General features: G+C 58.2%; 17 protein-coding genes. All 17 read right to left on the bottom strand.

Going from position 1 to position 12183, the window contains the following annotated elements; translation table 11 throughout:
• Positions 1-15: 15 nt before the first annotated feature.
• Positions 16-831: a type III secretion system negative regulator ExsD gene (gene exsD, locus AB5Y82_RS02900; RefSeq protein WP_058058923.1), complete on the bottom strand. Its 816-nt coding sequence runs from the start codon at positions 829-831 to the stop codon at positions 16-18.
• A gap of 119 nt (positions 832-950) precedes the next feature.
• Positions 951-1766 carry an AraC family transcriptional regulator gene (locus AB5Y82_RS02895; protein ID WP_019446814.1) on the bottom strand — a complete coding sequence of 272 codons (816 nt, stop codon included), beginning with the start codon at positions 1764-1766 and terminating at the stop codon, positions 951-953.
• Positions 1767-2110: 344 nt separating this feature from the next.
• Positions 2111-2512, bottom strand: a complete 402-nt coding sequence (locus AB5Y82_RS02890) for a YscW family type III secretion system pilotin (RefSeq protein ID WP_111900818.1) — start codon at positions 2510-2512, stop codon at positions 2111-2113.
• Positions 2509-2742: a T3SS regulon translocated regulator ExsE family protein gene (locus tag AB5Y82_RS02885; RefSeq protein WP_069528263.1), complete on the bottom strand. Its 234-nt coding sequence runs from the start codon at positions 2740-2742 to the stop codon at positions 2509-2511. Before AB5Y82_RS02885 ends, AB5Y82_RS02890 begins: the two co-directional genes overlap by 4 nt.
• Positions 2743-2744: 2 nt before the next feature.
• The gene (locus AB5Y82_RS02880; RefSeq protein WP_106842692.1) at positions 2745-3188 is read right to left on the bottom strand and encodes a type III secretion system chaperone; all 444 of its coding nucleotides are present in this window, start codon (positions 3186-3188) and stop codon (positions 2745-2747) included.
• Between the two features lie 134 nt (positions 3189-3322).
• Positions 3323-4219: a type III secretion system translocon subunit AopD gene (aopD, locus tag AB5Y82_RS02875; RefSeq protein WP_111900819.1), complete on the bottom strand. Its 897-nt coding sequence runs from the start codon at positions 4217-4219 to the stop codon at positions 3323-3325.
• A gap of 12 nt (positions 4220-4231) precedes the next feature.
• The gene (gene aopB, locus AB5Y82_RS02870; protein WP_368173626.1) at positions 4232-5404 is read right to left on the bottom strand and encodes a type III secretion system translocon subunit AopB; all 1173 of its coding nucleotides are present in this window, start codon (positions 5402-5404) and stop codon (positions 4232-4234) included.
• Positions 5385-5888 carry a SycD/LcrH family type III secretion system chaperone AcrH gene (gene acrH, locus AB5Y82_RS02865; RefSeq protein WP_111900821.1) on the bottom strand — a complete coding sequence of 168 codons (504 nt, stop codon included), beginning with the start codon at positions 5886-5888 and terminating at the stop codon, positions 5385-5387. Before acrH ends, aopB begins: the two co-directional genes overlap by 20 nt.
• A 9-nt stretch (positions 5889-5897) precedes the next feature.
• A complete protein-coding gene (locus tag AB5Y82_RS02860; protein WP_111900822.1) occupies positions 5898-7022 on the bottom strand; it encodes a virulence-associated V antigen in 1125 nt (374 codons plus the stop codon).
• 9 nt (positions 7023-7031) lie between these two features.
• Positions 7032-7316 carry an LcrG family type III secretion system chaperone AcrG gene (gene acrG / locus AB5Y82_RS02855; protein ID WP_005334559.1) on the bottom strand — a complete coding sequence of 95 codons (285 nt, stop codon included), beginning with the start codon at positions 7314-7316 and terminating at the stop codon, positions 7032-7034.
• A 39-nt stretch (positions 7317-7355) separates the two neighbouring features.
• Entirely contained in the window at positions 7356-7811 is a 456-nt protein-coding gene (locus AB5Y82_RS02850) for an LcrR family type III secretion system chaperone (protein ID WP_111900823.1), read from the bottom strand.
• Positions 7808-9973, bottom strand: a complete 2166-nt coding sequence (ascV, locus tag AB5Y82_RS02845; RefSeq protein ID WP_272865867.1) for a SctV family type III secretion system export apparatus subunit AscV — start codon at positions 9971-9973, stop codon at positions 7808-7810. The genes AB5Y82_RS02850 and ascV overlap by 4 nt, the downstream gene beginning before the upstream one ends.
• Positions 9906-10256, bottom strand: coding sequence for a type III secretion system chaperone AscY (gene ascY, locus AB5Y82_RS02840; RefSeq protein WP_020379598.1), 351 nt, complete (start codon positions 10254-10256; stop codon positions 9906-9908). The genes ascV and ascY overlap by 68 nt, the downstream gene beginning before the upstream one ends.
• Positions 10253-10618 (bottom strand): type III secretion system protein AscX, encoded by a 366-nt coding sequence (gene ascX / locus AB5Y82_RS02835; RefSeq protein WP_159144099.1) that lies wholly within the window; start codon positions 10616-10618, stop codon positions 10253-10255. Before ascX ends, ascY begins: the two co-directional genes overlap by 4 nt.
• Positions 10615-10986: a SycN family type III secretion system chaperone Acr2 gene (acr2, locus tag AB5Y82_RS02830; RefSeq protein WP_069528254.1), complete on the bottom strand. Its 372-nt coding sequence runs from the start codon at positions 10984-10986 to the stop codon at positions 10615-10617. Before acr2 ends, ascX begins: the two co-directional genes overlap by 4 nt.
• Positions 10983-11264 (bottom strand): type III secretion system gatekeeper subunit Acr1, encoded by a 282-nt coding sequence (acr1, locus tag AB5Y82_RS02825; protein ID WP_159144100.1) that lies wholly within the window; start codon positions 11262-11264, stop codon positions 10983-10985. Before acr1 ends, acr2 begins: the two co-directional genes overlap by 4 nt.
• On the bottom strand, positions 11245-12123 hold the full coding sequence (gene aopN / locus AB5Y82_RS02820) for a SctW family type III secretion system gatekeeper subunit AopN (RefSeq protein ID WP_118853549.1): 879 nt from the start codon (positions 12121-12123) through the stop codon (positions 11245-11247). The genes acr1 and aopN overlap by 20 nt, the downstream gene beginning before the upstream one ends.
• Positions 12124-12183 lie beyond the last annotated feature (60 nt).

Raw genomic sequence — 12183 nt, 5'->3', positions numbered from 1 at the left:
AGTTCCTCGGGCTATCTAGGGCGCAGGAGGCTGCCAGTAGAAGTGATCCTGACCCAGGGCAATGCCCCGACCGGCCAGCCACTCATGCAGGGTTAGGGCTGCCTCGTCCTGATGGGGCAGAGCCTGCAGGGCATGCCAGAATGTGCCGAGCTCAAGCGGTACCGGCATCAGGTGAACCGGGTCCCCCTCCTTGCTCGTTTGCGCATACCAGGCAGGCCAGGCCAGCTGGAGACGTGTCTCACAATCACTCTGCAGCCGGGTGAGCTCCTGCTCGCGCTGGTTCAACTGCTCAAGCTGATCGGCGATCCGGCTCTCCAGATCCGCCGGTACATCGACCACGGTCTGCCAGAACACGGCCTGGGCATTGAGCTGGCGGCGCATCACCTGCAACTGCTCCAGTTCGTTAAGCCAGGCGCCGTAAAGTGGTTCAAGACGCTGAACCCACCAGCGGTGCAAGGGATAGAGCACCCAGTGCCACAGCAAGGGACGATCCGCCAGATTGATGCGGTCCCCCAGCTGCTGCATCCAGTCACAACGCTCGCTGCCTGCCAGACGCAAGATCTGTTGCAGCTCCTCACGCGAGACGGCCAGCGCGGCATCGAGACGGCGCTGAAACCAGATGGAGCCCAACAGGCTCTCCAGTCGGGTTCTGGGCAACAGTCGTTGCAACAGGGCCATCTGCTGCGAGGTGATCACGCCGGCATCCTGATAACGGAGCACGGACAGCTGGCCGACCAGACGATCCCGACTCAGGGTATCTGGCTGGACAACGGTAACCCGACGACCTGCAAACAGGCCCTGGTTAGGTGAATGGTGATCTTGCTGACTCATGCTATGCCTTGCTCATCTTGCTGCGGGCAATAATGGAATGATGTTTCGATATGCTGGCTATTCTATCCATTGCCTCGCTCCGCGGCTTATAAAAAACGTCAGATTATTTTAGTCCGGCGTTAATCTGTGCCGTGTCGGGCACGGCTTGGCGTACAGCCAAAACGACGACGATAACTCTGGGTAAAATAGGATTGGCTGGAGAAACCGGCCTCCATCGCAATATCGACAATGCTCATTTCACTATTGAGTAATAACTGATGAGCGAAAAGGATCCGCCTTTCACTGATCCAGGCGCGTGGAGAAACACCATATATCGAGCCAAACAGCTCCTTGAAAGTGGTCAATCCCATACCGAACTCTTTGGCGAATTCGCTGAGCTTCCACTCCATCAGATAGTGCTTTTCCATAAACTGTTGCAACCGCTCGACCTGGCGATTGCTCAGCTGGCGCAAAATAGACATCAGTTGAGGCCCCTGTTCGCCAAACGCGAGCAGAAACAGCAACTCTTCGGTGCGTAATTGGGCCAGTGCGGGGGGATGTTCATGTTCGGTCAACCCGCGCAGCCCCTGAATACATTGGGTCAGCAAGGGGGATGAGTGAAACGGCAACAGCGTGGGGGCCATCCCCTCCAGCCGGGGGACTTCACTCAATAGTGAACCAAAACGTTGCAAGAAGCCTTGCAAAAAGGAGTTTGACAGAGGTAGCCAAAGCAGGCGGCAGGGGCCGTCACCGGTACAGACCGCGTAGTTGCCACGGCGCACGAACAGAAGTTCGTTGGGGGATAATTCATAGGTATCGGTACAGTCCTGCCACTTCATCGATCCTTCCAGGAGAATATAAATTCCCTCTTGCGGATGTTCGATAACGTTAAAAGCAGACATGCACCACTGGAGCAGGGCCATATCGCCCTTCTCTGTGGTAGTAATGCCCTTCATGTTTTATTTTCCTGAATCTGCGTGTAGTACCAGTAACACCTCCGGAAGCGGGTCGCTCTCGGGTGCTTTATTATTGCTGTTATTTTTATTTATTATTTTGTAATCAAGTCATTCACTAGTGAATTCAAAAATTAATCACCATTGAAATGAGGGGGGATCCTACAACAGTCACAAGCAGAAAAACCAGCCTAAAATTAGAGCTAACACACTATTTATCCAGTGCAACGACTCATACTTAATGGTGTGCTTACAGCAAAAGATACTTCGTTACAAAAAGAAACCTTCAATCTTAACTGATAAATTAATAAATGATTGATTTGAGGCTTTTTATTTAAACACAATCATTACTGACATTGTGGATAACAAGCTTTTGGCTGCAATTGAATAACCATTTTTTTGTCATTAAAAATCTTAAAAACTTTCTGCTGACTCATAGCCTGTACCGCGGTGCCATCCATAAATCGCAAGCGGGCCCGCAGATAGATCTCCCCTTCCGCCAGTTGCAGAGGGGTCAAACGCAGATCAAACAGCAATGGCAGCATGGTCACCTCATAACGGGTGGCTGCCACTTGCAACGGACGCCCCCCGATCACGCTGAGCACAGCCACCTCCACTGTCGCTGGACGTGGCAAGGCTTGCGGGAAATGCACCTCGCCCTTGAGTTGCTGTTGCGATGGCTTCAGCTCCGGGGTGGTGACACAACCGGCCAGCATGGCCAACAGCATCAGTGCCAGCAGACCTCTCATAGCACCCGGATCCGCCGTTCACTCAGCGGGGTGTGCTCGCCCTGCTGCAGTCGCTGCAACGCCAGCTCCTGGACCTGATTGAGGGTAATTGAGCGTCGCAGCAGTGCCGACAGGGGAACCTGGCTCGTATTAGCTGACCGGGCACTCACAGTTCTGCCTGCAAATGCCCCTACCTTGCCCGCCTCTGCCCCATGCAGGGCCAGCGCACCTTGTGATTCCTGAATCTTCATGGTTATACCCGCACTCCCATCACCTGATCACTGCTACCTGCCTCCCGAGTACCGGGTTGCAGCAACTCCTGCCAGAACTCGGCATGCTCCAACATGCTGGCGAGACTCTCTTCAAGGTACGCCAGGGTCAACCGGCTTGCCGCCATCTGGCGATAGAGTTGCACCGTCAGACTCTCTTCATCGAAACCGAAGTGAAGATTGAATTGATACCAGTGACGATTGAAGCTGGCCAACTGACGAAAAATCCCCTCGCCCACCTGATGCAGCTCGGCCACGTCGGCCTGCAACACCAGCTGATCACGCTCCGGCACCAGGATCAGGCTGAGTTGGAACTGCTCGTCAAAGCAGAGCGCCGCAACCCCCTCCTGATTCAGAGCCAGGGATGGCAAACCATATTTGGTGGCAAATTCAGCGAGCAGTCGATTGATGATGACAGTTACATCCATGATTTCCTCCAGCAGAGAGGAAGGCATGTTAGCCTGCCACCGCCATGCAGGCTGTCACTCAAGGGCGGCACTTTTAAGAAAAATGGCCGGAAAACAAAAAGGCGCCCCAGTGGGCGCCTTGATTGCCATGACGTTTATGCAACGCCGAATGCCGCTTTCCAGGCCTGATTCTGGCTCTGGGAATACTGCTGCATCAGTTGCAGCAGATCTTTCATAAAGTTGGCATTGAAGGACATATTGTCCTCGGCCTTCTGCTTCTCGGTCTGACTGATGGTCGCCTCGACCTCGTCTTCTTTCGCATTGGCCTGGCTGTCACCCTGCGCCACCTGCACCGCAGAGTTGCTCATTTGCCCCACAGACTGGGTTACGCTGTTGAACACCTGACCCCGTTCGGAAGTGCGAGCAAATTTCTTGTCCAACAATCGGCTCGCATTACTGTCTGCAACTTGATCCTGTTTCCAGACTTTGCCCACATCAGCACGGTCAACCTGTTGGCCCTGCTTGCTCAAGCTATCAACCTTGGCGTCAATCAAGGCCTCGCGACCGGCAATCTTGCCATCAAGGGATTGTTGCTGCTTGATAGTCTTGGCGCCCTTGCCCAGGCTGATCCCGCCCATAATGGCAGAGAACCCCGCCATCACGCCGGAGACCACCGCCATGGCGATCATCAGCTTGGCGCCGTGGCGCATCTCATCAACCTGTGCCTGCTGGTTGCTGATGACCAGCTTGTTCTCGATATCCCGAACCTGTAACCCCTCCTCACGGGCCTGACGGGCCAGTTTGAACAGCAAGGACATCATATCCATCGCACTGTCCAGCTGCGCAACCATCTGGGTCACCCCTTTGGTATCGAAGGGGATGGAGGGGCGTGGCAGAGTAGGAACGCTCTTGTTCTCTGCCCCTTGCGAACGGGTCGAAACGGCAGCCTCATGGGCAGTGGTCGCACTGCGAACCTGCTGCGGCTCACCGGCTTGCACCTCGGTCAGCGGGGCGGTACGGGTCACACCATTTGCATAATCACTGTTAATCATGGTCGGTACTCCTTAGATAGCGGCAGGTCTGCGGGCCAGGTTGTTCATCATGTCGCCCTTGGCATTGATCATCTGGAAGATCATCTCCATGGTCTGCTGGAACGCCTCGATCATCTGGGCTATCGCCTCCTTGAGCTTGTCGATGACCCCTTGCAGTTCGGTCATCTCGCTCTTGCTCAAGGCAAGATCAGCTTGGGCATCGAGAGACTCGGACTCTTTCGCCGACTGGACCGTTTTGGCCACGCCACTGCTCACATCAATGAGGATATCGGCACCCTGGGTGGCCAGTTTGGCCACTTTCGCCACCTTGTCACTCACCTTCACCGCCTCAACGGTTGCTCTGGCACCAAATTTGGCGGCCATTTCACCCGCCTTGGCAACGATTTTGGCGGTAACATCCGCAACCTTGCCACCAATCTTGGCGCCCAGTTTGGCAATCGCACCGCCAATGGTCGCGCCGAAACTGACTGCGGCCGAAATCACTGCCAACGCAATCTCTATCCCCATCAGGGCTGGCCCCAGCTTCTCCATCACCTCCTTGGAGATAAGGCCATCAGCGGCAGCCTGCTGCACAGCCATGTTGACCACGCCAACGACGCCAGCTGCGATCATCAGGGCACCGGCGGCAGCACCAATCCCGGTTGCCACCATGATGGCACCGATCACCAGCGAGGCGATGGCACTGATCCAGCCAAAAATTTTGCCAAAGATACCGGCCTTCTTGGCCTCCTGGGCACTCTCTTCTGCCTCTTTGATCTTCGCCTGGTTCTCGCCGATCTTCTTCTCGTTCAGCGTGCGAGCTTGTCGGATATCATCAAGCTTCAGCTTGGTCTGGGTCTTCTCCAGATCGCTGGTGAGCTTGCCCAGCTCAATCTCGAACGCTTCGGGCGAGGTAAAGGCTGCGGTCACCAACCCGTTGGTGTGCGGCAGAATCAAGCGGGTGTTCTCTTTCACCGAAGCCACCAACTTGCCGATTTCACCAAGTTGCTGCGCACTGACCTGGCTATTGCTTACCGCCAGTGGTGCGTTTAGCGAGACCCCTGACTTGCGGGCCTGACCGGTGACTTGCACCGTGGCGGCATCGAGCCGTGTTTCACTGCGAGGTTGGGTTACGGGCACCAGGCCCGCAACATCACCTGTGTTTCCCAGCGGGGAAACCTGTCTTTCATTGCTGATCGGGTTCATCTTGCAGATCCCTTCTGATTGCGATGGCTTCCAACATAACCTTGGCGCTTGCCGCCAGGTCTGCCTGCTGGGGATCTGTGTCCGCCAGCAGTCGGGCCGAGTGGAAGCCACTCTCGGCCCCGTTCAAATCACCTTGTTGCAGCCGGCACTCGGCAGCATGAAACGGGAAACGGGGATCTTTCAGGTCGAGCATGGCGCCAAAGCTATAACTCTGAACCGCCGTTTCAAACTCCCCCATCGCCTGACGGCAGGCACCCAGCCCGAGGAAATAGCGCGGCTCGTAGTGATCCAGCATGCAGAGGGCCTGGAAGATCTTGTGAGCATCCTCCCACTTGCCGGCCTGATACTGGCTAAAGGCCAGGGCATAGAGCTGCTCCAGGGTGTCGCCCGAGATATCCTGCAGCATGGCCAGGGTGCCGCCGTCAGCCATAAAGGCTTCCAGCTCTGCTTCATATTCCGGGGTCAGGGTGGTATCGGTCTGCATGATCTCTCCTCAAATTGCGCCAAGAATGTCGCGCATGATGCTGTCGTATTTCTGGATAAAGCGGTTGAGTGCCTCGATGGCGGCGTTGTAGCGCGAGCTGACGTCGTTGAGGCGGGTGGTCTTTTCACTGACCTGATCGTTGAGCGGGCGAGAACGGTCGCTCACACTGGTGGAGAAGTTGCCAAGCTTGTTGTTGTCCTTGTCATAGCTGTAGCTGGCTTCGATATTTTTCATCGCGCCGCTCTTCTTCTGATCACTTTCCAGGAAATCTTTAACTGTGATGTGCTGCTTCGCTACGATCCGCTCCAAAATGGCTTTTTTACTGTCGTACGCAGCCTGCAGTTCAGAACGTTGTGACTCGAAATTTATGGCGATACCTGTCGATAAACCCGCATTATGGCGTTGCTGATTCTTGATTAGCTCGTTCAGATTACTTTCAGCCTCGCTGACATCTTGTTGTGCTTTTTTCACTTGCTCATCAGTAAACATTTTTGACAACAGTTTGTACTCGGCCCCATCCATAAATTTGGCCTGCGACTCATAGCCATAGAGCTTGTAATCCATCAAATTGAAATTAGTGTTGAAGGTCTGGCTGGATGCCGCAGAGAGCACCTTGTTGATCTCGGACTGGATCACCCCGTAGATCTTCAGCTCACCGGTCATCTCTGCCAACTCATCCCGCAGCCCTTTACGCTGGTTGTCCTGAAACGCCATCACCCCGGTAAAGGTCGTGATGAGATCGTCATCGATGCGATCCATGGTCAGCGCACTGAGGGAGAGCAGCATAAATTCAGGGACGGTCCAGTGGGTGACTGGCGGGGTTTGTTTTTCTCCCCGCTTGATCATCCCCTTGATGGCGGCAATGGCCGCATCTTGCCCCCCCTGGAACTGGCCCATCGCCCAACCCCCGTTGATCGAGGCGGGATCCGTCAGATAGGCAGCCAGCAACTTCTCCAACTGCTCCTTGCTCAGCGCAGTCGATGAGTCAGCACTGATGGTGATCTTGCCCTTGAGCAGCTCGACCAGTTCGGTCAACTTGGGGTTTTTATGGCCCGGCAATGCGTCTAGCGCTTGCCCATCAAGCCAGCCGACGAATGCGCCTGGGTTGGTGTTGTAGTCAGGGATAGTGCTCATCACGACTCCTTAAATCATCAGTCCGCGCATCATGGTGGGACGGCGACTCTTGCGGCCCTCTCCCGGCTGTGCCGGCAGTAACGCCTGTCTGCGCTGGATCTCAGCCAGCAACTCCTGCTCGGCCACGGCCACTTGCTCGGTCGGCGCATCGAATAGCAGCTGACAGGTCTGATCCGAGAGAGCGAGGCCAGCCAGCATCTCTTGCAACAGAGCGTTGCGATGATCGCTGTCGGCAATGGCCTGCTCTGCCTGCGAAATGGTCTCGCTATGGTCGGCAAAACGCGGTTGTTTCATCTTGGCTCCTATTCTATGAGGCCCCTTTGGACATGCCTGTCACGCAAGGCCGTGCTTTTGTCGTTTTCGCATATCTCGCAGTGAACAGACCTGCTCGGCCGCCAGCATGAACCAGCCGGGCTCGGGTTCACTGGCTCCCGTCCAGCGCAAGTAGAATCGGCCAAGCCGCTCACCGCTCAGGCTACTGCCGCGAAAGACATCGACGTTGCCGTAGAGGAAATGGCCCGGCCCGAGTACAGCCAGAGTGGCTTCGGCCAGCAGATAGAGGGCGGCAAAGGGGTTGGCCAGTCCGGCCCGCTCTCCCTCACGGCGCACCAGCAGGATCCAGACCCGTCGGGTCGCAAGATCAAAGCGCCAGGCGAGATAAATTTGGCGATAACAAAAACCGTGGCCGAGCTGGATGGGGGTCGCCCCCAGATGGTGAGGGGCCACCGCCACACCCCTGGCTTGCAGCCAGGGGATCAGGGGGTCAGAGGTTAACGGGTCTCCCCTCACAGGCAGACCCTCCCGAGGGGCTGGATATTGATCTGCTGGGTCAGCTCCTGATAGGAGAGCACCGGCAGGGCATGGTAATCCCCCTCGATGAGCTTGCGCACATAGCGGCGGATATCCATGGAGACGATGAGCACCGGTTTGTTCTGCATCTGGGCCAGATCACCGACGGTATGGCGCACCTGATCGAGGAAGCTCTGGGTAATGGTGGGATCGAGCGCCAGATAGCTGCCGGCGCTGGTCTGGCGAATGCCGCCGCGGATCTGCTCCTCCACCTGCTGATCGAGCAAATAAGCGGGCAAGATGTTGTTGCCGTTGGCGTACTTGTAGCAGATGTAGCGCTTGAGGCTGCTGCGGATGTACTCGGTGAGCTGCACCACATCCTTCTCTTTCTGGCCCCACTCCACCATCGCCTCGAGGATGGCACGCATGTTGCGGATGGAGATATCCTCCCCCACCAGCCGCTGCAAAATTTCGGTCATTCGCTGCAGCGGGATGATGCGTTGCACTTCCTTGACCAGCTCGCCATAGCTACCCTCCATCTGCTCCAGCAAGTAACGGGTCTCCTGAATGCCGATAAAGTCCTCGGCATATTCCCGCAGCACATGGGATAGATGCCAGGTCACCACCTGATCGGTGGTGAGGGTGGCCAGCCGTGACTTCTCCAGCCGCTCCTGATGTTCATTAGCGACCCACAAGGTCGGTTGTCCCGGCAGTAACGGCGCCCCCTCTTCGTAGGGGATCCCCAGCAGATCGAGCTGGGAGGCGCTCTCCTGCACCAGCTGATGGCCCGGGCGCAGCAGACCGCGGGCGACCGGCACCTCCTGCAGCTGGATCAGGTATTCGCCAGGCCCCATCCCCTCGTTGAAACGCAGGTGAATACCCGGGAAAGGCACCCCGAGATCGAGATAGAGGGCGCGGCGCACCCGCACCAGTTCGTCGTTGAGGGCAATCGCCTCCAGCTCGGCCTGCAAAGCGGCATCCACATCGATCAGGAGCGGCACCGTCATGGCGAACTCCTCCTTCTCCCCCAGCTTGCCCCGCGGCTTGCTGCCCGGTTTTGGCTTGCTGCGGGCGGCGGGGGCTCCCGCCCCCTGCGCCAGCACGGCAGGAAGATCCTGACTGTTGCTGCTCTGCGCCTTGCGCTGACGCAAGCCGATAAAATAACCGCCTGCCGTGACGATGGCCGCCAGCGCAAAGAAGGTGATCATCGGGAAGCCCGGGATCAGACCAAACAACACCAGCAACAGACCGCCGATCAGCAGCGCCTTGGGCTGGGCCACCACCTGGGCGCCAATATCGGTACCCAGATCGGAAGACTCTTCGGAGGAGACCCGGGTGACGATGATCCCCGCGGTGATGGCGATCAGCAGCGCCGGCACCTGGGAGACCATGCCATCACCCACCGTCAGGATGGAGTAGAGCTGCAGCGCATCGGCGGCGGATAACCCCTTCTGGGTCACCCCGATGGTGACACCGCCGAGGATGTTGACGAAGATGATGATGAGGCCCGCGATGGCGTCCCCCTTCACAAACTTCATAGCGCCATCCATGGAGCCGAACATCTGGCTCTCCTTCTCGATGACCCCGCGGCGATCCCGCGCCTCGTGCACGTCGATCACCCCGGCGCGCATGTCACCATCGATACTCATCTGCTTGCCGGGCATGGCATCGAGGGAGAAACGGGCACTCACCTCGGCGACCCGCTCCGAACCCTTGGTGATCACCAGAAACTGGACGATGGTGATGATGAGGAAGATGACGATCCCCACCACCAGATTGCCCCCCACCACGAAGTTGCCGAAGGTGTAGACGATCTGCCCTGCATCGGCCTGCAGCAGGATCATCCGGGTGGTACTCACCGACAAGGCAAGCCGGAACAGGGTGGTGATCAGCAGCACCGCCGGAAAGGCGGAGAACTGCAGCGGCGAATTGATATAAACCGCCATCATCAGCAGTACCACCGAGATGGTCATGTTGATGGCAATCAGGATATCGAGGGCCACCGGCGGCAGCGGCAAGACCATCATAAAGACGATGGCCAGCAGCAGGATCGCCAGCATGATGTCCTTGCGCTCGCCGATCCGGCGCAGCAACTCAAGGGAGCGTTGATTCATTCTGCTCTTCCAGTTCGAGGTATTGTTGATAGGCAAAACGGGCTTCATCCAGCCGCCCTGCCAACTGGCAGGCCCGGCTGCGGCAGAGCCAGAGCGGGCCATCGGCCTCCCCTTGCTGCATCAGCTGATCGACATGGGCCAGCGCCGCCTCCCCCTCTCCCTGTTTGAGCAGGGCCACCAGCAGGGTCCGTCGCCCTCCCTGATGGTCGGGGTGGATCTGCAGCAGGGCGGCCAGCAGCACGCTCGCCTTGTCAGGGTGGCCATATTGCAGTTGCAACCAGCCGGTGAGCAGTAGCGCATCCTGCTGCTGTGACGTAAGCACCATGGTCATACCTTGTGCAGCAGATGAAGGGTCATCTGCATCAGTTGTTCATCGGCGTGCATTTTTTCGAGCAGCGCAGCGGCCGCTCGCAACTCGGGGCTCTGCCCTTCTGCCAGCACACTGCGCAGACCCTGCATCGCCTGATTGAAATCGACCGGCCACAACAAATCGTGAAAGCCGCGGTCCGGGGTGGCGAAATCGAGCAGCGCCCGATCCGCCAGCCGCTCGGGGTAGAGGCGGCTGATATGGGGTTCGATGGACTGGCCATCGGGCAACAGGGCATAACGCCCCGGCAGGCTTCGCTCCTGATCGTCAAGAGAAATGGCACTGAGCTGCTCGATACCGATATGCGCGGCAGTAATCCGGCTCATGACGCCAGCACCTCTCGCTGCAACCGGGTCAGGGTGGTCACTGCCTGATGGAGCTGGGGCAGAGTCACGGCCCGCTCATCCAGGGTGACGAAGAGGATCAGCTGCTCCTCCCCCAACCAGCCGCTGCGCACCGGCAGTGCCGGGCCTTGCGCCGCGGCGGTCAAGGTCATGGCGCGACGGATCGCCTCGCCACTCTGATGCCAGGGCACGGCGCGGGCCAACCAGAGGGTCAGTTGCCCCTGATGGCGCTCCAGTTGCAGAGTGCCGCTCTGCTCCAGTTCAAGCTGGATCAGCGAATGGGGGTTATCCCCTATGGTGATGCCCAGATCCTGGCAAAACTGCACCAGCAGGGGTTCAATCCAGTTCATGACGACTCTCCAGACAACTCATCCTCTTCCCGCTCGATGGCGTTATCGAGCGCCCCCTGACAGCACTGCAACAGGTTCTGGCGCTGCTCCTCCTCACTGAACAGCTCCACCGGCAGCAGGCGGATCAGCCGCTTGAGCTCTTGATAGAGCAGCACCTGCTGGCGACAATCTGACAGCTCAAGAACCACACCGACCTGCTCCACATCACGCACGCTGGCCCAGCGTTTCTCCACCAGGGCGATCAGATCGCCCATCAGATCAGAAGGCCCGTATGCCATGGGCCGAGCCCTCCTTCACCCGTTGCCACAGCTCGTCCACTTGCGCCGAGAGGGTGTTGAGCAGCCGCAGCTTGTGCATGTCGCTCATCACCCGTTCCAGCTTGACCGGGTCGAGCCAGCGCTGCTGGCTGTCGAGATCGGCGCTCAGGGCCTTCATCATGAAGCCGGTCACCTTCTCCAGCGCACCGTTGCCAAAGCGGCTGTGAATATCGCGCCAGGCGGCAGAGAGGGCACGGTAGTCCTGCACCGCATCGCGATAGAGATCCCGTAGATCCTGCTCGGCTCCCACGCCCGCTTTGGCCGCTTCGGCCGCGGGGCCGGTAATGCGCGCCCCCAGCACGATGGCACTGCCCTGCTCGTCCGCCAGCTTGGCCAGCGCCTGCTCCACCAGCGCCAGGGTGCCCTGCATCTCCGGTCGTCCGGCGAGGGCCTTGCGCGCCTGGCAGAGCGCCTCGAACTGCTCGCTCACCTCCCCCGAATAGCTCTCGAGGTAGGCCAGCAGCTGGGAGAGATTGGCCAGCCGACCGCTGCCGAGGTGGCTCACCATCTCCTTGATCTTCTGCTGGCGTTCGAGCTCCGGCACTTTGTCGAGGTAATCCCCCACCAGCGCCTCGATCTCGCTGATGCGGGCATGGCTGTCACTCAGTTTGCGCTTGGCGAGCGAAAGCTCAGCGCGCTCAGAAAAGACAAAGGTGAGCTCTTCGGCGGCATCTGCCAGCGACTGGGCGGCACTGGCCAGCACGACCCGCTCCCCCTGAAATTGCCCACCCTGCAGGGGAGCCTGACGGGATGCGACCTCTGCTCCGCGCAGCTCGGGCTGGGCGGCAGAGGCATAGGGGTTGCTCTGGATAATGGCCATGGAAACTCCCGTGACGAATGGATTGACGAGGATGGCATTATAAAAATCGCCCTCATCCCC

Source organism: Aeromonas sp. s13 (assembly GCF_040907905.1).
GTDB lineage: Bacteria > Pseudomonadota > Gammaproteobacteria > Enterobacterales > Aeromonadaceae > Aeromonas > Aeromonas veronii.
This window is presented reverse-complemented; position numbering and strand designations above follow the sequence as displayed.

Bases quoted from the DNA above. Each gene is read 5' to 3' on its own strand.
- exsD (WP_058058923.1), bottom strand. From the start codon at position 831: ATGAGTCAGCAAGATCACCATTCACCTAACCAGGGCCTGTTTGCAGGT.
- AB5Y82_RS02895 (WP_019446814.1), bottom strand. From the start codon at position 1,766: ATGAAGGGCATTACTACCACAGAGAAGGGCGATATGGCCCTGCTCCAG.
- AB5Y82_RS02890 (WP_111900818.1), bottom strand. From the start codon at position 2,512: ATGAGAGGTCTGCTGGCACTGATGCTGTTGGCCATGCTGGCCGGTTGT.
- AB5Y82_RS02885 (WP_069528263.1), bottom strand. From the start codon at position 2,742: ATGAAGATTCAGGAATCACAAGGTGCGCTGGCCCTGCATGGGGCAGAG.
- AB5Y82_RS02880 (WP_106842692.1), bottom strand. From the start codon at position 3,188: ATGGATGTAACTGTCATCATCAATCGACTGCTCGCTGAATTTGCCACC.
- aopD (WP_111900819.1), bottom strand. From the start codon at position 4,219: ATGATTAACAGTGATTATGCAAATGGTGTGACCCGTACCGCCCCGCTG.
- aopB (WP_368173626.1), bottom strand. From the start codon at position 5,404: ATGAACCCGATCAGCAATGAAAGACAGGTTTCCCCGCTGGGAAACACA.
- acrH (WP_111900821.1), bottom strand. From the start codon at position 5,888: ATGCAGACCGATACCACCCTGACCCCGGAATATGAAGCAGAGCTGGAA.
- AB5Y82_RS02860 (WP_111900822.1), bottom strand. From the start codon at position 7,022: ATGAGCACTATCCCTGACTACAACACCAACCCAGGCGCATTCGTCGGC.
- acrG (WP_005334559.1), bottom strand. From the start codon at position 7,316: ATGAAACAACCGCGTTTTGCCGACCATAGCGAGACCATTTCGCAGGCA.
- ascV (WP_272865867.1), bottom strand. From the start codon at position 9,973: ATGAAGCCCGTTTTGCCTATCAACAATACCTCGAACTGGAAGAGCAGA.
- ascY (WP_020379598.1), bottom strand. From the start codon at position 10,256: ATGACCATGGTGCTTACGTCACAGCAGCAGGATGCGCTACTGCTCACC.
- ascX (WP_159144099.1), bottom strand. From the start codon at position 10,618: ATGAGCCGGATTACTGCCGCGCATATCGGTATCGAGCAGCTCAGTGCC.
- acr2 (WP_069528254.1), bottom strand. From the start codon at position 10,986: ATGAACTGGATTGAACCCCTGCTGGTGCAGTTTTGCCAGGATCTGGGC.
- acr1 (WP_159144100.1), bottom strand. From the start codon at position 11,264: ATGGCATACGGGCCTTCTGATCTGATGGGCGATCTGATCGCCCTGGTG.
- aopN (WP_118853549.1), bottom strand. From the start codon at position 12,123: ATGGCCATTATCCAGAGCAACCCCTATGCCTCTGCCGCCCAGCCCGAG.